The 22388-nt window shown below is 36.2% G+C and carries 18 protein-coding genes; 4 read left to right on the top strand and 14 right to left on the bottom strand.

Annotated elements, in window-relative coordinates:
- Positions 1–27: 27 nt before the first annotated feature.
- Together panD and panC are read right to left on the bottom strand one after the other, a co-directional pair.
- Positions 28–381: an aspartate 1-decarboxylase gene (gene panD, locus C1A06_RS09900; protein ID WP_101690102.1), complete on the bottom strand. Its 354-nt coding sequence runs from the start codon at positions 379–381 to the stop codon at positions 28–30.
- Positions 382–389: 8 nt separating this feature from the next.
- Entirely contained in the window at positions 390–1244 is an 855-nt protein-coding gene (gene panC / locus C1A06_RS09895) for a pantoate--beta-alanine ligase (RefSeq protein WP_101690101.1), read from the bottom strand.
- A gap of 254 nt (positions 1245–1498) precedes the next feature.
- Here panC and C1A06_RS09890 point away from each other — a divergent pair, with 254 nt between their 5' ends.
- The 3 genes from C1A06_RS09890 (at position 1499) to C1A06_RS09880 (ending at position 4625) form a co-directional block, all read left to right on the top strand.
- A complete protein-coding gene (locus C1A06_RS09890; protein ID WP_101690100.1) occupies positions 1499–2308 on the top strand; it encodes a glycogen/starch synthase in 810 nt (269 codons plus the stop codon).
- Between the two features lie 95 nt (positions 2309–2403).
- Complete coding sequence (locus C1A06_RS09885; RefSeq protein WP_101690099.1) at positions 2404–3849, top strand: DUF4270 domain-containing protein; 1446 nt, start codon at positions 2404–2406, stop codon at positions 3847–3849.
- A gap of 152 nt (positions 3850–4001) precedes the next feature.
- Positions 4002–4625, top strand: a complete 624-nt coding sequence (locus C1A06_RS09880; RefSeq protein WP_245872042.1) for a LysE family translocator — start codon at positions 4002–4004, stop codon at positions 4623–4625.
- Here C1A06_RS09880 and C1A06_RS09875 read toward each other — a convergent pair.
- The 10 genes from C1A06_RS09875 to C1A06_RS09830 form a co-directional block, all read right to left on the bottom strand.
- Positions 4622–5974, bottom strand: a complete 1353-nt coding sequence (locus C1A06_RS09875; protein WP_101690097.1) for a DUF3329 domain-containing protein — start codon at positions 5972–5974, stop codon at positions 4622–4624. The genes C1A06_RS09880 and C1A06_RS09875 overlap by 4 nt on opposite strands.
- Positions 5975–6093: 119 nt before the next feature.
- Positions 6094–7524, bottom strand: a complete 1431-nt coding sequence (gene asnS, locus C1A06_RS09870) for an asparagine--tRNA ligase (RefSeq protein ID WP_101690096.1) — start codon at positions 7522–7524, stop codon at positions 6094–6096.
- A gap of 69 nt (positions 7525–7593) precedes the next feature.
- Positions 7594–9120, bottom strand: coding sequence for a pseudouridine synthase (locus C1A06_RS09865; protein WP_101690095.1), 1527 nt, complete (start codon positions 9118–9120; stop codon positions 7594–7596).
- Between the two features lie 81 nt (positions 9121–9201).
- Positions 9202–10545, bottom strand: coding sequence for an adenylosuccinate lyase (gene purB / locus C1A06_RS09860; RefSeq protein WP_101690094.1), 1344 nt, complete (start codon positions 10543–10545; stop codon positions 9202–9204).
- A gap of 185 nt (positions 10546–10730) precedes the next feature.
- Complete coding sequence (locus C1A06_RS09855; protein WP_185116835.1) at positions 10731–11834, bottom strand: DegT/DnrJ/EryC1/StrS family aminotransferase; 1104 nt, start codon at positions 11832–11834, stop codon at positions 10731–10733.
- A 7-nt stretch (positions 11835–11841) separates the two neighbouring features.
- Positions 11842–13500, bottom strand: coding sequence for a DNA repair protein RecN (recN, locus tag C1A06_RS09850; RefSeq protein WP_101690092.1), 1659 nt, complete (start codon positions 13498–13500; stop codon positions 11842–11844).
- A gap of 110 nt (positions 13501–13610) precedes the next feature.
- Positions 13611–14915 (bottom strand): Na+/H+ antiporter NhaC family protein, encoded by a 1305-nt coding sequence (locus C1A06_RS09845; RefSeq protein ID WP_101690091.1) that lies wholly within the window; start codon positions 14913–14915, stop codon positions 13611–13613.
- Positions 14916–15264: 349 nt separating this feature from the next.
- Positions 15265–17811, bottom strand: a complete 2547-nt coding sequence (locus C1A06_RS09840; RefSeq protein WP_101690090.1) for an adenosylcobalamin-dependent ribonucleoside-diphosphate reductase — start codon at positions 17809–17811, stop codon at positions 15265–15267.
- Positions 17812–18105: 294 nt separating this feature from the next.
- Positions 18106–18861, bottom strand: a complete 756-nt coding sequence (locus C1A06_RS09835; protein ID WP_101690089.1) for a zinc ribbon domain-containing protein — start codon at positions 18859–18861, stop codon at positions 18106–18108.
- Between the two features lie 116 nt (positions 18862–18977).
- Positions 18978–20072: a Nif3-like dinuclear metal center hexameric protein gene (locus C1A06_RS09830; protein ID WP_101690088.1), complete on the bottom strand. Its 1095-nt coding sequence runs from the start codon at positions 20070–20072 to the stop codon at positions 18978–18980.
- A 146-nt stretch (positions 20073–20218) separates the two neighbouring features.
- On the opposite strand from C1A06_RS09830, the gene C1A06_RS09825 reads away from it, so the two are divergent.
- Entirely contained in the window at positions 20219–20494 is a 276-nt protein-coding gene (locus tag C1A06_RS09825) for a hypothetical protein (RefSeq protein ID WP_101690087.1), read from the top strand.
- 62 nt (positions 20495–20556) lie between these two features.
- Here the strand turns inward: C1A06_RS09825 and dnaJ are convergent, their stop codons facing one another.
- Both dnaJ and C1A06_RS09815 read right to left on the bottom strand, forming a co-directional pair.
- Positions 20557–21690, bottom strand: a complete 1134-nt coding sequence (gene dnaJ, locus C1A06_RS09820) for a molecular chaperone DnaJ (protein WP_101690086.1) — start codon at positions 21688–21690, stop codon at positions 20557–20559.
- Positions 21691–21728: 38 nt separating this feature from the next.
- A complete protein-coding gene (locus tag C1A06_RS09815; protein WP_101690085.1) occupies positions 21729–22283 on the bottom strand; it encodes a nucleotide exchange factor GrpE in 555 nt (184 codons plus the stop codon).
- Positions 22284–22388 lie beyond the last annotated feature (105 nt).

The following is a 22388-nucleotide window of genomic DNA, read 5'->3' as shown; positions in this document are numbered from 1 at the left end:
GATCTTCAAAAAATATTTTTTTAGTTGTTACTTTACCAGTTTATTGGTTGCTGTATCAGGAAAAGCAACCCATGGTTTGAAAGTTTTCGCTTCTTCAAAATCCATTTGAGCGTATGACATGATAATAACGATATCACCAGGCTGAGCTTTTCGTGCAGCAGCTCCATTTAGGCAAATTTTGCCAGAACCACGCTCTCCTTTAATAACATATGTTTCGATACGTTCTCCGTTATTGTTATTTACGATTTGAACCTTCTCTCCTTCGATCAGATTCGCAGCATCCATCAGGTCTTCATCAATGGTAATGCTGCCAATATAATTTAGATTAGCTTCGGTAATAGTAACTCGGTGTAACTTTGATTTTACAACTTCTATAACCATTTTCTTCCTTATTGTTCGTTTTTATATATAATATTATCAATAAGACGTATATCACCACAGAAGACGGTAATACATCCTACTATATAGTCACTATCTGACCAATTGTTTACTTGCTGAAGTGAATTTCCATCAACAATCTCAAAGTATTCAACATCCAGACCTTCATACTTGTTAATGTTGTCAATAACATATTGTGCTGTTTCTGACACATTTTTTTGCTCTATCATCTTTGCACTATCAAATAGTGCTTTCGATATATTTACAGCCAGATCTTTTTGTTCGTTACTTAATCGTTCGTTTCTGCTACTCAATGCAAGACCACTTTCTACACGAATAATAGGCATTGGTACAATCTGTACTGTCATACCCAGTTGTTTTACCATTGCACGGATGATAGCAAGCTGCTGAAAGTCTTTCTGTCCAAAATATGCTTTATGAGGATTTACAATATAGAACAAACGACTAACAACTTGAGCCACTCCATTGAAGTGTCCCGGACGATGTTTACCTTCCATTACTTTGTCCAGCATTCCAAAATCAAATACACGTGTATCAGGTTCAGGATATATTTCTTCAACTGTAGGAGCAAATACAATAATCGAGTCCGAAAGTTCTTGTAAACCTTGGCTATCGCGATCTAAATCACGAGGATATTTTTCTAAATCGCTTTTATCGTTAAACTGAGTCGGGTTTACGAAAATACTGACGATTGTAATGTCATTGTCTGTTAGAGATTCTTTTACTAATGAAAAGTGACCGGCATGTAAAGCTCCCATTGTAGGGACTAGACCAATAGTTTTGCCTTCTTTACGGTAATTGTTCGTAATTACGTTAAGCTCTTTGGCTGATGTAACTATCTTCATTTTAGGAATTTAGTTCAAATTAAAATATCGATTATATCTCCTCTCGGAAAACACTGCAAAGCAACAAAATATTTATCAGAACTCGAAATATTGTAGCAATTTATTTATTGAAAAAGATCTATTATGAGCATATTTATTTCATTTATTGATCTTTTGCAGAAGGTTGATGAATAAAATGTCCTCGAAATGTTGCAAAAAAGCTGATTTTTTTTTATTATCTTTGTACAATCATTTATTATTGATATAATCAAGACATGAGTTCAAAAAAAGTATTATTTATTACACAGGGTATAACCCCTTACTTACCAGAAGATGATAGGACTACTATCGCACGTTTTTTACCACAAGCAGTACAAGAAAAAGGACACGAGATAAGAACATTTATGCCTCGCTTTGGTAGCGTAAATGAAAGACGTAATCAGTTACACGAAGTGATTCGTTTGTCAGGAATGAACCTTATTATAGATGACGTTGACCATCCATTAATAATAAAAGTAGCATCTATTCAAGCTGCACGTATGCAGGTGTACTTCATTGATAATGATGATTTCTTCAAACGTAAAGCTACTACAATAGATGATAATGGCGTAGAATACCCAGATAATGATGAGAGAAGTATCTTTTATGTCAGAGGGGTATTAGAGACGGTGAAGAAATTACGTTGGATTCCGGATATTATCCATTGCCATGGATGGATGACAGCACTTACACCCCTTTATATTAAGACAGCTTATGCTGATGATCCGTGTTTTAAGAATACAAAAGTTGTATATTCATTATATAAAGATGATTTCAAACAACCATTTAGTGATAATTTCGCTCAGAAATTAAAATTAGAAGGGGTAACAGATAAAAGTGTTGAAGGCTTATTAGGAAATCCGGTAACATACGAGTCATTGACAAAATTTGCCATTGAAACCGCTGATGGGGTAATTCAGATGGAAGATAATACAAATCCGATTGTCACAGAGTTTGCTGAAAAATCAAAGAAGCCATATTTATCGTATAAAGGAGATTTGGAAGCTTCGATTGATGATATAGATAAATTTTACGATAATTTCTAAACAAAGTAAAATAAAAGAAGAAAATTGCTGTTTTATTTCGGTAGAACAGCTTTTTTTTAGATATTTGGGGCTGAATTTAACCTAGGTTACTAACAATGGGAATTAGAACTATTATTAAAAGCTTTTTAGGGGCTTTTTTATTTATAATTGCAACATCATGTGATGATGATGTAAGTAGTATAGGAGAAAGTATCCAACCTGAAAGCGATAAGATATTTTTAGGGGTTGATACGCTTAAATCTATAACAGTCGAAACTGTCAAATTAGATGCGATTCATGCCAAATCAGTAAAAGGAGTATTAGGTAAATATACAGATCCAATATTTGGTCGTATTGAATCGGATTATATGTGTGAGGTATTTCCAACTAAGACTGCAGTATTTGTAAACGAAATAGACGATGTGAAGGTTAAAAACCTAACTATTGACTCTGTGTTTTTATGGATATCAGTAGAAAAGGCAATTGGAGATACTATTTCACCTGCTGGGTTATCTGTATACCAATTGAATAAAGAACTAAAGAAAGATGTATATACAAATGTAGATCCTTCTGAATTCTGCAATATGGATACTATCCTTGGACGTGGAGCCTTTGCAATTTCTGAAATGCCTTATATGGACGCCTATCGTGTTGTTACTGTTCCGTTGAAAAAGGAATTAGGAGAAAGGTTTTATGAGCTATGGCAAAAAGATGAGAAGATATTTGATAAAGCAGATAATCTTAGACCTTATTTCCCAGGTATGTATGTGACTCAGACTTTCGGGTCAGATGTGCTGATGACTGTAAATAATACCTCTTTAATTGTATATTATTCATTTGATGGCCCAACTCATGATAAGAGTTCTAATGACTCGACATACATCAGAGCTTTTAAAACAGGACCAAGCCCCGAAGTTATTCAGATTAACAGTATAGAAAATGAGAATCTTGATGATTTGATTACAACGACAGAATCTCCTATTTCATATTTAAAATCACCTGCAGGTGTTTATTCAAAATTTAATATTCCTTTAGGCGATCTAGCTAAAATTGTAGGGCAAGATACAATAATTAATATTGCGAAGATGAATGTGTATGGAAATACGGTTAAAGAGCAATTTTCAAAATTTGACCGCCCTTCAAATTTACTTTTCATAAATAAAGATTCTGTAGAAAGCTTCTTCACAAGAAAAAATAACAGCCCTGACAATGTTACTAGCTTTGTGATTATGCGCGATGGTACTTCCAATTTATACAATTTTCATGAAAAGATAAGTTCTTCGATAGGTGCTAGTACTACATATACCAATGGGTTTGCAGGGATGTTTAATTATTATTTGAACAAATTCAGAGAAGATGGCATTGAATTCAAAGATTTAGAGTATCTATTGATACCAGTTGATGTTGCATTTGCCGAAGGAACAAATTCTTCTGGGGAAAATGTAAAAGTAGTAAACTCGGTCACTCATTCGATGGCGCCAACTTCGGCTATTTTGAAAACAGAAGATATTAAGATCCCTTTAGTATTTTCAAAATATAATGAGCGTAAGGTAAAAAAGTAAGCGAAAATAATATAATTTAAACAGTCAAGTCGGCATCTTTGAGGTGAAGTCTTGGCTGTTTCTCTTTTTTGAAATATCTTTACAGAATCAATATGTTTTGTTAAGTATAGTAGCTTTACTATTTTGTTATCATTACACATAAATAGAATTATTTGGAAATAATAATAAAGTGTTTGTTTATTGGCTTCCTGTCGTCTGCACCAATGGGTCCCGTAGGAATGCTTTGTGTGCAACGTACGCTCAACGAAGATCGTAGGCATGGACTCTTCACCGGAGTTGGCGCGGCTTTGGGTGATATGTTGTTAGCTCTTATAGCTATTATTGCGGCATTAGGAATAGGATTGACAACAGAATATATTGAAGCTAAGCAGCAGCCTTTTCAGATAATAGGGAGTATTATTCTTATTGCATTTGGCTATATTATCTTCAGAAGGAATCCTTCGAAAAATTTGATCAAACTAAACGAGGCTAGAATGTCGACATGGAAAGTCATTGTATCTTCCTTCTTGTTGACGATATCGAATATAGGCACTCTGTTGCTTTATATGGCATTGTTCGCTCGCTTTAATATCATAGATCCTTCGCGTGTTTTTTTCTTTCAAATTTTAGCTGTTTGTGTTATAGGAATTGGTGCTATGATATGGTGGTTTATCATTACCTATATTGTAAATAAGCTAAGGACACATTTCAACCCACGAGGATTGAAACTCTTCAATCGTATTGTTGGAACAATTTTGATGACAGTAGGTTTAGTCGGAATTATTACAGCAATTTAATTTTCAAATTCAATTTTTATATCATAATATGTAGAAAGAGCTCGTGTTGCAGTTCTGTCTTCACTATGTGTGAATTTTGTATATGATCTAAATCTCTTAACCTTAATTTCTGATTCATTATTTAATTTTGCTTCTCGTATAAATACTTCTCTATCTTTCATTGTCGTGTGACAAATATTCATATCCTTTAAGGCATCGTAGGTCGAGAATAGAAATGCTATACCTGCTAAAATAGCGCATATATTACGAATGCAACTAAAGTTTGGTAGTATATCTTGTAATGAATAAAATATTGTACCGACCCCAATTATTAGAAATGTAATTGATCCGAACCAAGCTCTAGGTGGAAAGGCCGGAGATAATACCATTGCATAAACTGAAGCAAACATGGCAATAATAAATATAAGTGATATTTGCTGTGGTAAAGGCATTTTTAACGGATTCATACTCTTATAATCTGATAGTGAAAAGAGTAGAATATAAATTATTATTACTATTCCGCAGAAATATACCAAATCAGAACTGTGCATAATAAAGCGGAAAACGAAAACTTGGATATCAAATGGCATCGATTCACCTGCTCGGACCATATTCCCAGGTGCAAGAAGCATGAATAAATATCCAATAATTGCTCCAGTAACTCCAGTTACAGACCATTTAGGAATACTCCATTTATGGACTTTGAACAAGCATATGAATAGTATTGATAAAACAATCATTGCCCCACCGGTATTCTCATTTGTCCATCCTGCAATAATTCCATATATGAAGAATAATAAAGCATACATATATGCATGTGTCGTATTTTGTAGTTTGCCCTGGTAAAATCTATATGGTAGAATAAAGAGTAGGATGAGTACAGTTCCCCATAGATAATTGCCACTGCCAGTCATCCACAATATTGTATCGCCTATAGAAGGCTGTAGAAACCATACGGAAAAGAATATAAGAAGAAACATGCCAAGACTATGTTTCCCTCGTCCTTTGATTAAGTAGTATATCAGAGCAATGTATGCTATAAATACGCTACTGTTTAACACATCGGCAACAAAAGGAGGTAGCATTAATAATACTTGCACTATGCAATGAACAATAGAACGGCCTCCCCACCAATAATAATGAGCAATCTGGCTTCCTATAATATCCGAAAATGATGATACTCTTGTATTAGTATCTTTTCCTAAAGTGAATGAATACCAATGATCATCGGCAATCATAGGAGTCAATACATTTAAAAGAAGTATGAATCCAAATACAATTGCTATTGCTAGTATCCAACATAAATATCTGACCTGTTTATGCTGATTATATGATTCGTAGAGATTCTTAATATTAATATTCGATTGCATAATATGCAAAGTTGTAAAGTGATTCTGAAAAATTAAATGAATGATCGAAGATAAATAAAAAAGCAGGATAATTTAGTAATTCTCCTGCTTTAATATTATTATGAATTTAGTTGTACTTCTTAAAACTCAACATTGTTTGGAGTTCGAGGGAAAGGAATCACATCGCGAATATTTGCCATTCCTGTAACAAATAGAATTAAACGCTCGAATCCTAATCCAAATCCTGAGTGTGGCGCTGTTCCAAATTTACGAGTTTCAAGATACCACCATATTGAACTTACATCCATTTTAAGTTCGTTTACGCGATTCATTAATACATCGTAATCGGTTTCACGTTCCGAACCACCTATGATCTCTCCAATTTTAGGGAATAGAACATCCATACCACGTACAGTTTTTCCATCCTCATTATGCTTCATATAGAAAGATTTGATTTCTTTCGGATAGTTTGTCATAATTACCGGACGTTTGAAGTGTTTCTCAACTAAGTAGCGTTCGTGTTCCGAAGCTAAGTCAGCTCCCCAGTATACAGGGAATTCGAATTTAGCACCACTTTCTTCAAGAATCTTCACACCTTCGGTATATGTAATACGTACGAAGTCATTATTAACAACGAATTTCAGACGGTCAATTAGTCCCATTTCATCATTTGCTTTCTTGTTTCCATAGAACATATCTGCATGATCGTTCAAGAACTGAATGTCATCCATACAGTTATCAAGAGCATAGTTAATCAGATATTTCAAGAAATCTTCAGCAAGATTCATGTTGTCCTCGTTGTCATTGAATGCAACTTCTGGTTCAATCATCCAGAATTCGGCCAAGTGTCTTGGGGTGTTTGAATTTTCAGCTCTGAATGTAGGTCCGAAAGTGTAAATTGCACCTAATGCCATCGCTCCAAGTTCACCTTCCAATTGTCCCGAAACAGTTAGATTTGTTGATTTCCCAAAAAAATCTTCCGAATAATCTATTTTTCCATCTTCCTTTTTCGGTGGATTTTTTAGATCAAGTGTTGTCACTTGAAACATTTGACCGGCACCCTCTGCGTCAGAAGCAGTCAAAATAGGTGTGTGGAAATAGAAGAATCCACGATCGTTGAAATACTTGTGGATTGCATACGACATATGATGGCGGATGCGAAATATAGCTCCGAAAGTATTTGTTCGAGGACGTAGGTATGCAATTTCTCTCAAAAATTCAGGCGAGTGACCTTTTTTCTGAAGAGGGTAGGTTGTAGGATCTGCTAAACCATATATTTCAATAGCATCTGCTTGAATTTCGCAGTTTTGACCTTTACCTTGCGATTCAACTAGTTTTCCTGTAACGTGAATTGCTGCACCTGTTGAAATTTGTTTTAAATAGTCTTCTCCAAATTTTTCTACATCGGCAACAACCTGAATATTATTTATTGTAGAACCATCATTAAGGTGAATAAAGCTCACATATTTGTTACCACGGCTAGTACGTACCCAGCCTTTAACATCTACTGTCGATCCAAAATCTTTATTTTGGAGCAGCTCTACAATCTTAGTTCTACTAATAGCACCCATGCTTTTAAATATTTTATTTTTGGTTATTAATCGATTTTAATATATTAAATTATATTGTGGGTGATTCGATTATTCGAATGCACCCATGCGAAGCATATTTACTTCGTTTTCTGAAAGATATCTCCACTTTCCGCGAGGTATATTCTTCTTCGTAAGTCCAGCGAAATATACGCGGTCAAGCTTGATTACCTGATAGCCTAATTTTTCGAATATGCGGCGAACAATACGATTGCGTCCCGAGTGGATCTCTATGCCTACTACGTTCAATGCATCCTCCGATTGGTAAGCGATTGAATCTGCGTGGATTTCTCCATCGTCAAGATCTATACCATCTGCAATAGCTTGCATATCTTCGATTGCTACATCTCTGTCAAGAGTTACTTGATATATTTTTTTCTTTTTAAACTTTGGATGAGTTAGCTTAGATGCCAAATCGCCATCGTTTGTAAGAAGTAATACTCCTGTTGTATTTCTGTCAAGACGTCCTACTGGATAGATACGTTCAGGACATGCATTTTTAACAAGATCCATAACTGTAAGACGGTTTTCCGGATCATCCGATGTTGTTACACAGTTTTTTGGTTTGTTAAGTAATACGTATACTTTGCTCTCTAGGCGTATTGGCTGATCTTGGAAAGTAACCAAATCACCTCTTTTTACTTTTACTCCCAATTCGTTAACTACTTCACCATTCACTTTAACAGCTCCTGATGCGATGAAAGTATCCGCTTCGCGACGAGAACATACACCTGCGTTAGCAAGATATTTATTCAAACGGATTGGTGTATCCGGATCTAGGTTTTCTTTATACTTAACCGGTTTAATTACACGCTTAGGCTCATTCGAACGCGGTTTTGGTTGCGGACGTCTGTCATAACCACCACTTCCGTAGTTACCTCCTCTGTTGTTATTTCCATATCCTCCGCGTGAATTACCTCTGTCATTGTAATTGTTGCGATTATTATAGCCGCCGTCGTTATTATCATTATAACCTCTGTTGTAGCTATCGCCATCATTATTGCTATAACCACGATTATTGTTGTTATAACCTCTGTTGTTATTATATCCTTGATTATTGTTATAACCGCGATTATTGTCTCTGTTATTATTGTATCCGCGATTGTTGTTATAACCTTGGTTATTATTATATCCGCGATTGTTGCTATTATAATCACGGCTTCTGCCTTCATAGCTGTATCCGCGATTAGCACCCTCGTTATTATATCCACGATTGCTACTGTAGTCACGGTTCCCTCCTTCGTTGCCATATCCACGATTGTTGTTATAGTCGCGATTAGCACCCTCATTATTGTATCCACGATTACTACTATAGTCACGATTTCCACCTTCGTTGTTGTAACCGCGATTGTTATAGTTGCTAGGACGATTATTGTAACCCCTTTGTTGTTGATTGTTGTATCTATCCTGCGATTGATAAGGGTTTCTGTCGTTGTTATTGTCAACAAAAGGTTTGCGTAATTCACCTACGCGTGGGCGTTTTTTCTTTACTGGACCTTGCGTGTTCTCATTGTTCGAGTTGTCGTCAGACGAAAAGAAACCATCTCGGCCTCCACCTTCGTAATTACTGTCTGTCATAATTTTTTTGCTGTTTAAACGTTTTTTTTACTTTTTGATTTCTACTGTTAATTTAAATATGACCTCACGGTCTGTTCCGAATTAAACACCTGTATATGTATGAGGCGTTATTTTCTTTAACTCATCCTTAATTTGGTCTGATATGTCTAAATTATTTATAAAATTTTCAATTGATTTTTCTGTAATTGCTTCGTTAGTTCTTGTTAAAGCTTTTAGAGCTTCATATGGTTTTGGATAGCCTTCTCTTCTTAAAATTGTTTGTATTCCTTCAGCTACCACAGCCCAATTATGCTCCAGATCATTATATAGAACATCTTTGTTCAATAAAAGTTTACCTAGACCTTTTAAAGAACTTTGTATTGCGATGACAATATGACCTATCGGTACACCTACATTACGCAATACAGTAGAGTCTGTCAAATCTCTTTGTAGACGTGAAACAGGTAGTTTCGAAGCCAAATGTTCAAGTATAGCATTTGCTATTCCTAAGTTTCCTTCTGCATTTTCGAAATCTATAGGATTAACCTTATGTGGCATAGCTGACGAACCTATTTCTCCCTCTTTAATTTTTTGTTTGAAATACTCCATCGAAATATATTGCCAAAAATCGCGGTTCATATCAATCATAATAGTATTGATACGTTTCAAACCATCAAAAAGAGCTGCAAGATTGTCGTAATTTGAAATCTGTGTAGTCCACTCTTCTCTGGATAGACCTAATTTTTCGGAAACAAATTTATTCCCGAATTCTTTCCAGTCGTATTGAGGGTATGCAACACGATGAGCATTGTAGTTTCCTGTTGCTCCGCCAAATTTAGCCGATTGAGGTATTGATTTCAGAATGTTAAGTTGTCCTTCCAAACGATTTGCAAAAACTTTAATCTCTTTGCCCAAACGAGTAGGAGAGGCTGGTTGTCCGTGAGTTTTTGCTAGCATCGGAACTTCTTTCCAATCCTCAGCATATTTATTCAATACCACGATCATTTCTTCTATCAATGGATAATATACTCTTTCTAGAGCTTCCTTAATCGATAGCGGGATCGAGGTATTGTTGATATCTTGTGATGTTAATCCGAAATGAATGAATTCTTTGTGAGCTTGAAGACCTAGTTTGTCGAACTCTTCCTTGATGAAATATTCAACGGCCTTTACGTCATGATTGGTTGTTTTCTCTATATTTTTTATACGTATAGCATCTTCCTCGCAGAAATTGTTTACTATGTCTTGTAGTTGTGCAAATACAGATTTGTCAATTGTACTCAATTGTGGTAGAGGTAATTCACATAATGCAATGAAGTATTCTACTTCTACACGTACACGGTATTTGATTAATGCGTATTCAGAGAAATACTCTGCCAGATTTTCAGTCTTATTGCGATAGCGGCCATCTATAGGCGAAATTGCAGTTAAAGTTGTTAATTCCATTTAAGGGATGAATGTTAATATAAAATAATAGAGAATAACGAAAATATCACTATTTCAGTATTCGGTTTTTCTTTCTTTTTTATTGAGTTACAAAGATAAGATAAAAATAAGATATCAGTACGCTTTTAAGTATAAAAATAGGCGAATTTTAAGCTCTTTAAGAGATTTATATTTTGATCTGGAAATTATTCAAACTTATTGATTGTCTCGACAATAAAATGCAGTTCTTCTTCGCCGATAGTGGGATACATTGGTAAACTAAGTATTTCACTTTGCAGCGTCTCGCAATTAGGTAAATTTAAAGAGTTAAATTCACTGTATGCTGATTGTTTGTGAATCGCTTTTGGATAATGTATTTGTGTTTGTATGCCATTATTTTCTAAAAATATTTTTAGTGCATCTCTTCTTTTGCATCTGATTACATACTGATGAAATACATGCTCATTGGATGTATATTCTTTGGGGAGAATTAATTGTCTGTTTTTTATATTATCGTTGTAGAATCTTGCAATTTGCTGACGTTTAAAATTGTCTTCTTTAATGTGTTGTAGCTTAACTAAAAGGATAGCTGCTTGTATCTCATCTAAACGTGAATTTATGCCTTTCAACTCGTGCATGTATTTAACTTTCGAACCGTAGTTGGATAACGTATATATCTTTTCAGCCAGTTCTGAATTATTGGTTGTAATAGCTCCAGCGTCCCCCATAGCTCCCATATTTTTGGTAGGATAGAAGCTAAATGCTGCAGCATCTCCAAGATTTCCTGCTAATTTGTTGTCAAGTGAGGCTCCGTGAGCTTGTGCTGCATCCTCGATTAAAAGTAAACTGTATTTCTTGCATATTTTTTTCAATTCATCTATTGGAGCTATTTGTCCGTATAAATGGACAGCTATTATGGCTTTGCTTTTGGGGGTTATCCTACATTCAATATCTTCCGTAGATATGTTAAATGTATTGATGTCGCAGTCGGCTAGAATAGGGGATAAACCCGTTTGTGAAACTGCTAGTGCCGTTGCTATGAAGGTGTTGCTTGGGAGAATGATTTCGTCTCTATCTTGCAGAATATTCAAGGCTTTATATCCTTCTAAAATAAGCCTTATTGCATCAAGGCCTGACGCAACTCCGATAGAATGTTTTGTACCGCAAAATTCAGCAAAATTATTTTCGAAAGATTCCTTTTCCGTACCCGAAATAAACCATCCTGAATCTACAACACGGCTGATCACTTGCTTTATCTCTTCGGCGTAGCGATCGTTCTCTCGTTTAAGATCGAAGAATGGTATTTGCATAATAGCATCAATGATGATTTAACATTACTTTAGCGTTCTCGATAGCTGCATCGGTTAGGACTGAACCACTCAGCATTCTGGCTATTTCTTCAAGACGTTCCTGATCAGTCAATCTGCGCAGATTTGTTGTTGTTGAAGTTTCATTGTCTAGTTTATAAACCCAATAGTGAGCGCTGCCTTTGGCTGCAATCTGAGGGAGGTGTGTGATTGCAAGTACTTGCATGTTCTTGCCCATAGATTGCATTATAATACCCATCTTATCAGCAATTTCACCGGATACACCAGTGTCAATTTCATCGAATATGATAGTTGGTAATGCCATTGCTCCCGCCAACATTGATTTGAGGCAAAGCATGATGCGCGAAATTTCACCACCAGAGGCTATTTCAGCAATTGGTTGTAGCGAAGCATTTTTATTCGCCGAAAACATAAATGTAAGTTTGTCTATACCGAAGTTGTTTGGTTGACTCTCTTTTTCGAAAGAACATTTAAATTGTATGTTAGGCATGCCTAAGTAAGCTGCACTTTGTATTAATTCTTTCTCAAACTTATTGGTAATCGACTGACGATTTTTACTTAGCTTTTGAGCCAATTTAAGCATAGTTTCTGCTTTTAGACTGACTTCTTTTTCAAGTAGTAGTATGTCTTCATCAGAAGACTCGATATTTTCTAGTTTTTTTGCAAGCTCACTCTGTAGTGCTAATAATCCTGAGATATTACTGGTATTATACTTTTTCTGAAGAGTGTATATTGTATCTAGTCGAGCTTCGATAAAGTTTAATCTTTCGGGATTAAATTCTACATCTTCGGCCATGCGCTCGACTTCAGATCCAAGATCTTTGAGATCGATGTATGCAGTCTGAATTCGCTCGGTAAATTCATCAGATCTCTGGAAGAAAGAGCTGAGCGACTGAGATGTGCTTAAGCTTTCTTTCAGACGAGGGATAATTCCTTGGTCATCATCCGAAAGTAATGTGTGTATTTTATACAATCCTGATTTAATATCTTCGGCATGATTCAATTCTTCTAGTTCTGATTCTAGCTCCTCTTGTTCATCCTCTTTGAGACCTGCTTCGGTCAGCGAGTTGTATTGAAAACGAAGATAGTCTTCTTCTTCTTTGTTTAGTCTAACTATTTCTTTAAGCTCCTCCAATGCTTTTAGGGCAGATTTATAATCTTTGAACGATTCTTGATAATCTTTCAATAGCGTTTTGTTGCCAGCTAGTGTATCTACGATTTGCATCTGGAACCGGCTGTCGCCAAGAAGTAGATTCTGATGTTGCGAGTGGATGTCTATCAGCCTGCTTCCCAATTCTTTTAAATCAGTCAATGTAGTAGGAGTGTCATTGATGAATGCACGAGATTTTCCTGTAGCGAGTATTTCGCGACGGAGAATGCAGTTTTTGTCAAACTCAATATCACGTTCTGTGAAGAATTCATTCAGGTTATATTCTGCGATATCGAATTCTCCTTCTATAATGCATTTATTTTCGTCTTTTTTTATGGCCTTGGCATCAGCTCGTTGACCGAGTATGAGTCCTAAAGCTCCCAATATGATTGACTTACCAGCTCCGGTTTCTCCTGTAATTACAGAGAATCCGTTGTCGAAATCAATTTCAAGGCTGTCTATCAGCGCGTAATTCTTTATATATAGCGACTTTAACATAAATCAAATTTGTATTCAAAGATAGATGTTTTTTTGGAGTTTTAAAGTTCGCTAGATCGGATTTAAGTTAATATTTGCTTTGTGTATGAGTCGATGATATTTAGTGATTTTTACGAATATTTTTTAGGATATCTGAACATGATACTCAAAAATGCACCTATACCGATAAGTATCGGATAATATAAATAAGGTACAATTTCTATAGTGCTTATATTTGCCAATTTGGCGGCAATAAGCAACTGTGCACCATATGGGATAATTCCTTGTGTGAAGCAAGAAAATGTATCTAATAGACTGGCTATTTTTCGGCTATCCAATCCAAATTTATTGCTTATGTCTTTTGCTATAGGGCCACTTATTATAATGGCAATTGTGTTATTTGCTGTGAATACATCCGTAAACATGACTAATCCTCCTATCGAGAGTTCTGCTCCACGTTTTGTTTTGATACGGCTAGTCAGTTTTTGAATAATCCAGTCGATTCCTCCGTTGTATCTGATAATCTCAAATATGCCCCCTGCCATAAGAGAAACAATGATGAGTTCTCCCATATCTCCTACAATTCCGTTTCCAGAAGCAACTCCCCAATCCCATACACCAAATGCTCCAGTATAAAGTCCGACTGCACCCGAAAGAATAATTCCGAGAAGAAGGACTATCATTACATTGGTACCTAAAAGTGCTGAGATTAATACAACCAAATAAGGTGTTACTTTCAGCCATTCTACATCATCGAAACCGATATTGACATTGTCTAGGCTGACTGATGATCCGGCATAAACGTAATAGCACATAACCAGTATTGCCAGAGGAATAACTATCTGAGAATTGACTTTGAATTTATCCATTAAGCTACAGCCTTGTGTACGTGTAGCCACAATGGTTATATCTGAAATAAAAGAAAGATTATCTCCAAACATTGCTCCTCCGATAACAATCGCAACCATCGGAGCCAAGTCGATATTTGTTTGCGAAGCTATACCTACAGCAATGGGTGCTAGCGCAGCAATAGTTCCCGTTGAAGTGCCCATGGCCATTGATATAAAGCATGCGGCAACGAATATGCTAGCCATAATAGCTTTGCTGGGAAGTAAATATAAGAGCATATCGACAGTGGCATCAACAGCTCCCATTGCTTTCGCTGTTCCTGCGAATGCTCCGGCAAGTACAAAGATTATAACCATCAATATGATGGTTTCATTGCCAGCTCCACGACAGAATAGAGATATGCGATCGTTTAGCTTTAATTTTTTCACGCTAATTATGGCAATAATTCCTGTAATCATAAAGGCGACTGATATTGGCATATTATATAAGTCGCCTGTGCAAATGAATGTAGAAATGTAAAGTATGAAAAAAGCCAAGAAGGGTAGCAGTGCCCAACCGTTGGGTGATTTTTTAGTATTTGCTTCCATTTATGGAAATGTATATTAAATAGTGAATGGCATGCAGAATTGCATTCTGTCCTTTTGAAGCGCGAAGTTAAATAATATCCAAAGTCTTTTCGTGGAATATTTTTCTTTAAAAATATTTGTATGCATGTTTATATTCTATTTTAATATGTATATATAGATATGTTTAGAATATTTATCTATAGTTAAAAGTGTTCTTTGATGAGATTTTGTTATTATTAGTAGAAATCGAAAATTATATGAACTTTTGTTTCATTTGTTACTTTTTGAAATTGTTGCTAAAAATAAACAAGGAACAATCCGAAGACTGTCCCTTGTTTACCGAAATTTGTAATATATATAGCGATTTGCGTTATCCGCACTTCGATGCTCCGCAGTTTGTACATTTCATGCAACCTTCTTGGTAGATTAATGATTCTAATCCACAAACTGGACACTTTTGTCCTTTTGCTTCGGTTTCATTAGGAAGATATTTTTTCAATGCACGTTCTACACCATTTTTCCAAGTATTAATTGTTTCGCTGTTCAGTTCCAGACCTTGTACCAGTTTTACAACCTGATCAATTGGCATTCCGTAGCGAAGTACACCGGAAATTAATTTCGCGTAGTTCCAAAATTCAGGATTGAACTTATCATTTAGTCCTTCGACTGTTGTCTTATATCCGCGTTTGTTTTTGAATTGGAAGTCATATGAACGCTCTCCTTCGTCGTTTGTAGTCTTGATGATAACTCCATGATTCACATTCTTAGGTAGCATCAACCCTTCGTCGTCGTCCGCTATACCTGTAAATATTTCGTATGGACGACCATTGTGAAGGCCGATAAATGCAATCCATTTTTCTTTGTTGTTTTGGAATTTGATAACATCAGCCTCCAGTTCACGAGGACGTTCTCTAAGAATTTCAGGTAGTTCATAGCAGTCTTCTTTCGGGGCTTTTTCTTTGCTGTTATCGCTGGCTGCAACAAGTACCCCATCTCGCGATCCGTCACGATAGACAGTACATCCTTTACATCCGCTTTTCCAAGCTTCGATATATAGTTGGTTTACTAAATCTTCCGATACGTCGTTAGGTAAATTGATCGTTACGCTAATAGAGTGGTCTACCCATTTTTGCATGCGACCTTGCATTTTTACTTTTTGCAACCAGTCCACATCATTTGATGTTGCTTTATAATATGGTGAAGCTGCTACTAAAGCATCAATTTCTTCACTTGTATATCTTTTTGCTGTAGGGTGTCCGTTTGCTTCCATCCATGTGACAAATTTGTGATGGAATACAATGTACTCTTCCCACGAATCGCCATTAACATCTACAAAATCTACACGCACATCTTTGTCGTTCGGATTCACTTTACGACGACGTTTGTAAACAGGTAAGAATACTGGCTCAATGCCTGATGTAGATTGTGTCATGAGGCTAGTTGTCCCAGTTGGAGCTATAGTCAAACACGCAATATTACGGCGTCCGTATTTCTCCATAGCTTTGTATAGCTCAGGATCAGCTTCTGTCAATCGGTTGATGAATGGGTTGTTTTTCTCGCGCTCTATGTCGAAAATTTCGAATGCACCACGTTCTTTTGCTAGATTTACAGACGACCAGTATGCAGCTAGAGCAAGTGTGCGTTGTACTTCTTCTGCAAAAGCAGTAGCTTCATCTGTTCCATAACGTAGGCCCATTGCAGCTATCATATCGCCTTCGGCAGTTATACCAACACCGGTACGACGTCCTTGAAGCGTTTTTTTGCGAATTTTTTCCCAAAGATGTCTCTCGGAGGATTTAACTTCTTCCGATTCAGGATCTTGATCGATTTTAGATATGATCATATTGATTTTCTCCATCTCAAGATCGATAATGTCGTCCATAATGCGTTGAGCCAGACCTACATGTTTCTTGAAAAGCTCGAAATTGAAAGAAGCCTGATCTGTAAATGGATTTTCTACATATGAATATAGATTGATCGCCAATAAGCGACAGCTATCGTAAGGACATAAAGGGATTTCACCACATGGGTTTGTTGAAATCGTTTTAAATCCAAGGTCTGCGTAGCAATCAGGTACAGATTCGCGAATGATAGTATCCCAAAATAACACACCAGGTTCAGCTGATTTCCATGCGTTGTGAACGATTTTTTTCCAAAGATTCTCAGCGTCTATATCCTTTGTTGTTGTTGGATTGTTGGAGTCTATTGGATATTGTTGTGTGTATGGTGTTCCATTTACGATCGATTGCATGAAGCTATCGTCAATTCGTACCGAAACATTTGCTCCGGTCACTTTACCTTGCTCCATTTTTGCATCAATAAATGATTCAGCATCTGGATGTTTGATAGATACGCTTAGCATTAGCGCTCCACGGCGCCCATCCTGAGCTACTTCTCGTGTTGAATTGGAGTAGCGTTCCATGAATGGTACAAGTCCGGTTGATGTCAATGCTGAATTTTTTACCGGAGAACCTTTCGGACGGATGTGCGATAGGTCGTGACCAACGCCACCGCGACGTTTCATTAATTGTACTTGTTCTTCATCGATGCGGATGATTGCTCCATATGAGTCAGCGCTGCCATCAATACCTATAACAAAGCAGTTCGATAGTGAAGCTACTTGGAAGTTATTGCCAATACCTGTCATAGGGCTTCCTTGTGGAACGATGAATTTGAAACGATCGAAAAGATCGAATAATTCTTGAGCCGAAAGACCGTTTTGGTATTTGGCTTCAACTCTGGCAATCTCGTTTGCCAATCTCCAGTGCATGTCAACTGGGGTTCTTTCATAAATATTGCCTAATGCATCTTTTAAGGCATACTTATTTACCCAAACTTTTGCTGCAAGCTCATCGCCCTCGAAGTATTCGAGCGTGGCGTTATAAGCATCATTGAATGTGTAACTTTGCTGAGACATTTTGATGAAAATATTATATTGTCCTTTTAAACTTTTATCGTATTACAAAGAAATAAAGTATATCCTAATGAACAAAATATATTACTGTTTATTTGTCAATAAATCGAAAAGTTTTCCGTTTTTATTTTTAATTATCTAATTTACAGCGCTTTGTATTTTTGTATTTAGCAAAAAGTTTTCCGTTTTGGAAATCTGAAGTGTAATTGGTTGGTATGTAGATAAATAAAAAAAGATGTCTGGAGGAACCAGACATCCTAAATGTTTAATGCGTATATATTTATTTGATCAGTAGTATTATTGGTCTGCTCCAACCAATTCTGCGTCGATCATGATACGTCCGCAATATTCGCAAACGATAATTTTTTTACCGATTTTGATGTCCATTTGTTTTTGAGGTGGAATTTTATTGAAACAACCTCCACAAGCAGCACGTTCTACGCAAACAACAGCTAGACCATTGCGTGCACTTTTACGGATTCTTTTGAATGCTTGTAGTAGGCGAGGCTCTACTTCGGCTTCGATAGTTTTTACTTCTTCGCGAAGTTCTTCTTCTTGTTGCTTAGTTTCTCCTACTATACTGTCTAGTTCTTCTTTTTTAGATGCAAGATCAGCTTTTCTTTCTTCTAAGAATTCTTTGTTTTTAGCAATCTCCTCAACTAGATTTTTCGATGCATATGTAAATTCACGTATGCGTTTCTCAGCTAATTCAATTTCAAGAGATTCAAATTCGATTTCTTTACTAAGGTGGTCGAATTCGCGATTGTTACGCACATTATCTAGTTGTTCTTTGTATTTAGCTACTTTAGCTCCGCTTTCTTGAATTTTATTTTTTTGTTGAGAAATTTCAGTCTCAGCTTCTTTTTGTTCAGTAACGTATTTTTGCACACGAGTTTCTAGACCGATAATTTCATCTTCAAGATCGGCTACTTCTAGGGGGAGTTCTCCGCGTAAGATTTTAATTTTGTCTATTTCAGACATTTTTTGTTGAAGCGAATAAAGTGTTTTTAGTTTATCTTCAACAGTTACATCTTGTTCTTGTTTCTTTGCCATTTTTTTTATCGTTTAGTAATTGTTTTGTCTATAAATAAAAAAATGCAGTAATTCGCCAGCCTTAACTGTCGTCTTACTACATCGTTGTAAAAAGACTGGAGTAAGTCACAGACTGATTACAAGTAGTTTATCGGATTGATATCCGAATTTGCCAAATGTGCTGCAAAGTTAGGGAATTTTTTCGAAATCACTTCATGAAATACATTTTTTGTGAAGATTTCGGATTCATAATGCCCAATAGCTGCAAGAAGTATCTTGTCTTCTACATCGTAGTAGTCATTATATTTGGCCTCGCCTGTAATAAATGCATCCGCTCCGTATGTAATCGCTTTGGGAGCTAGAAATGCGCCGCTACCACTACATATTGCTACATCTCGTATTGGAGTACGTCTATATGCCGAGTGGGTTAATGTAGTAAGTTTAAATGTGTCTTTTAGCATATATAAGAAATCCTCTTCTTCCATTTCTTCGGGTAAGGTTCCAACTATACCGCTACCTGCTTGTTGCCATGTGTTATCAAGGCTATAGAAATCATATGCAGGTTCTTCATATGGATGAACGGCTAACAGTGCGCGTAAAACTTCGTTTTGGCGATGGCGAGGTAGAATAGTTTCTATTCTTACTTCATCTTCGTAATGTAATTTACCAACTTCTCCACAGAATGGTTTTGCATTATCGTTTGCTCGGAATGTTCCTTGTCCAGATAAGTTGTAGCTGCATGAATCATAGTTCCCAATATTACCAGCACCCGCATTAAAAAGGGCATTTCTTACTATTTCACTATGAGAATGAGGTGCGAAAGTCACTAATTTTAATAGTTTCCCTTTTTGTGGATCTAGAATTCTTACTTGTTGTAGATTCAGTAGTTTTGCTAAATAAAAATTAATACCATTAAAAGCGTTATCTAAATTAGTATGAGCAGCATATATAACTATATCGTTTTTACATGCTTTCATCATGCATCTTTCTACATAGTTTTTGCCGGTTAAAGATTTAAAGCTTCGGAATGCTAATGGGTGATGAGCAATGATAAGATTGCAGCCTAATGCAATTGCTTCATCTATTACTGGTTCAGTAACATCTATGCAGAGGAGTGCAGCTTTAGCTTCCTGGTTTATGTTGCCGATTTGTACACCACTATTGTCGAAGTCTTCTTGCAGTGGGATAGGAGCTAATTGCTCTATCGCTTGGAGTATATCTTTTATTTTCATTTTACTCGGAAAAATAATAATATTTGAATTGCTATTTCTATTAAGCTTAAAAATAACAATTCTGTGTCAATATATTTTTATTTTCACAAAAATTCACGTTTCTTTATTGTAGAATAATGAATTACTAACTTTCTAAGCTGGATGATATGGAAAATCAAGAAAATGACATTCGTAATTTGGAAGATCGATCGGTTGTAAGTCTTGTCGATTGGATCATAACATTAATAATAACAGCAATTCCTGTTATCAACATTATAATGCTATGTGTTTGGGCATTTGGTAACCGAACAGCGAAAAGTAAATCAAATTGGGCAAAAGCAAATTTAATATTTATGCTGATTGGTGTAATCTTGCTAATTATCTTTTGGGGAGCTATTGCTGCTTTAGTTTTAGGTGCAGCAGGATTAGAAAATTATAGATAGAGTACTGTCGGTACAGAAAATAAAAAAAGCAGAACAATATTTAGTTCTGCTTTTTTATTTGATTAATCGAACATTTTTCGGAAGTGGCTAAAAATTTTCTCTTTAATGCCTTTACTTGGCTTGAAATTATCTGCTTTATCCAGTTCTTTTATGGTTTTCTTTTCATCGTCATTTAATGTTTCAGGAACATATATACTTATATTGATAAGTAAATCTCCTGTTCCATATCTATTTATGCTAGGTAAACCTTTGTTTTTAAGACGAAGTACTGTTCCTGGTTGAGTTCCTGCTTCAATATTGATTTTAGCCTTGCCATCAATTGTAGGGATGACAACTTCGCCTCCTAGACACGCTGTGGAAAAGTTTAATAATAGATTGTAAATAACATCATTGTCATCTCTGAATAATTCAGGATCTTGTTCTTCTTCGACGAGGATCAATAAATCACCATTTACCCCCCCGTGGCGTGCTGCATTTCCTTTTCCACTCATAGATAGTTGCATGCCTTCAGCAACTCCTGCCGGAATATTTAGTGTTATAACTTCTTCTTCGCGAACAATACCCTCACCAGAACAATGAGAACATTTCTTGGTTATAACTTTTCCTTCGCCACCGCATGTCTGGCAAGTCGATTGAGTTTGCATTTGTCCAAGCATGGTGTTCACAACACGTATTGTTGTTCCAGAACCTTTACAAGTAGAGCAAGTTTCGTATGCAGTGCCGTTGTCAGCTCCAGTTCCATGACAATGAGAACAAGCTACGAATTTTTTCACTTTGATCTTCTTCTCGACACCTTTGGCTACGTCTTGAAGTGTAAGCTTGACTTTTACACGCAAATCGGATCCTCTGTTAACTCTTGGCCCACGTTGACCTCCAAATCCTCCGAATCCTCCAAAATGCCCTCCAAAAATATCCCCAAATTGAGAGAAGATATCGTCCATAGAGAAACCTCCTGATGCGCCAAATCCTCCCGGAGCTTGATGTCCGTATCTGTCGTATTTAGCACGTTTTTGCTCGTCGCTCAAAATTTCGTAAGCTTCAGCAGCCTCCTTGAATCTTTCTTCAGCTTCTTTATCTCCCGGATTCTTGTCAGGGTGGTATTGTATCGCTTTTTTGCGGTATGCCTTTTTTATTTCCTCTGAAGTAGCTGTTTTTGTAACTTCCAGCACTTCATAATAATCTCTCTTAGTTGCCATCAGATGGTTCGAATTTTATATGTAATTTGTAATCTTGCTTATTTAGCAACAATTACTTTCGGGTAGCGTATAACTTTATCGTCAAGGGTATATCCTTTTTGTATACAATCGACGATTTTATCTTTGTCTTTCTCGTCTGCAGCTGGAATTGTAGTTATTGCTTCGTGCTTATCTGTATCGAATGGTTGTCCGATAGTTTCGATTTCTTTAATTCCGTGTTTAGTCAAGAAGTTTTTAAATTTGCTATAAATCAAATCCACACCCTCTTTTACAGCTGCAATATCATCTGTTTTTGAGATGTTATCCAATGCTCTTTCCAGATCATCAACAACTGAGATGACGTCAGTTAAAACTCGTTCACTTCCGTTACGTAACATATCAGCTTTTTCTTTCATTGTACGTTTACGATAGTTGTCAAATTCGGCATTCAATCGTAAGTATGAATCTTGCAGTTGATTGTACTTAGTTTCCCAGTCGGTCACATTGTCATTCTCTGGCTGTTCGTGCCCATTAGCATCCTGTTCGTTTGTCAGATTATCTTGTAGAATATCTTCTTCCAATTCAGGATTGTGTTGTTCGTTATTTTCTTTCATATATATTATTTATTTTATTATCAGTTGTTTAGTCTGCTTTTTATTCATAGACCATTTGTGAGCTTAAATCTAAGCGACAAAGATACAACAAAAGCCTTGCCAAAG

The organism is Dysgonomonas massiliensis, assembly GCF_900240225.1.
GTDB lineage: Bacteria > Bacteroidota > Bacteroidia > Bacteroidales > Dysgonomonadaceae > Dysgonomonas > Dysgonomonas massiliensis.
This window is presented reverse-complemented; position numbering and strand designations above follow the sequence as displayed.

Coding starts and splice junctions, on each gene's coding strand:
- C1A06_RS09875 (WP_101690097.1), bottom strand. CDS start 5,974: ATGCAATCGAATATTAATATTAAGAATCTCTACGAATCATATAATCAG.
- asnS (WP_101690096.1), bottom strand. CDS start 7,524: ATGGGTGCTATTAGTAGAACTAAGATTGTAGAGCTGCTCCAAAATAAA.
- C1A06_RS09835 (WP_101690089.1), bottom strand. CDS start 18,861: ATGGCAAAGAAACAAGAACAAGATGTAACTGTTGAAGATAAACTAAAA.
- C1A06_RS09825 (WP_101690087.1), top strand. CDS start 20,219: ATGGAAAATCAAGAAAATGACATTCGTAATTTGGAAGATCGATCGGTT.
- C1A06_RS09890 (WP_101690100.1), top strand. CDS start 1,499: ATGAGTTCAAAAAAAGTATTATTTATTACACAGGGTATAACCCCTTAC.
- dnaJ (WP_101690086.1), bottom strand. CDS start 21,690: ATGGCAACTAAGAGAGATTATTATGAAGTGCTGGAAGTTACAAAAACA.
- C1A06_RS09855 (WP_185116835.1), bottom strand. CDS start 11,834: ATGCAAATACCATTCTTCGATCTTAAACGAGAGAACGATCGCTACGCC.
- recN (WP_101690092.1), bottom strand. CDS start 13,500: ATGTTAAAGTCGCTATATATAAAGAATTACGCGCTGATAGACAGCCTT.
- panC (WP_101690101.1), bottom strand. CDS start 1,244: ATGAAGATAGTTACATCAGCCAAAGAGCTTAACGTAATTACGAACAAT.
- C1A06_RS09815 (WP_101690085.1), bottom strand. CDS start 22,283: ATGAAAGAAAATAACGAACAACACAATCCTGAATTGGAAGAAGATATT.
- C1A06_RS09865 (WP_101690095.1), bottom strand. CDS start 9,120: ATGACAGACAGTAATTACGAAGGTGGAGGCCGAGATGGTTTCTTTTCG.
- C1A06_RS09830 (WP_101690088.1), bottom strand. CDS start 20,072: ATGAAAATAAAAGATATACTCCAAGCGATAGAGCAATTAGCTCCTATC.
- C1A06_RS09840 (WP_101690090.1), bottom strand. CDS start 17,811: ATGTCTCAGCAAAGTTACACATTCAATGATGCTTATAACGCCACGCTC.
- panD (WP_101690102.1), bottom strand. CDS start 381: ATGGTTATAGAAGTTGTAAAATCAAAGTTACACCGAGTTACTATTACC.
- purB (WP_101690094.1), bottom strand. CDS start 10,545: ATGGAATTAACAACTTTAACTGCAATTTCGCCTATAGATGGCCGCTAT.
- C1A06_RS09845 (WP_101690091.1), bottom strand. CDS start 14,915: ATGGAAGCAAATACTAAAAAATCACCCAACGGTTGGGCACTGCTACCC.
- C1A06_RS09885 (WP_101690099.1), top strand. CDS start 2,404: ATGGGAATTAGAACTATTATTAAAAGCTTTTTAGGGGCTTTTTTATTT.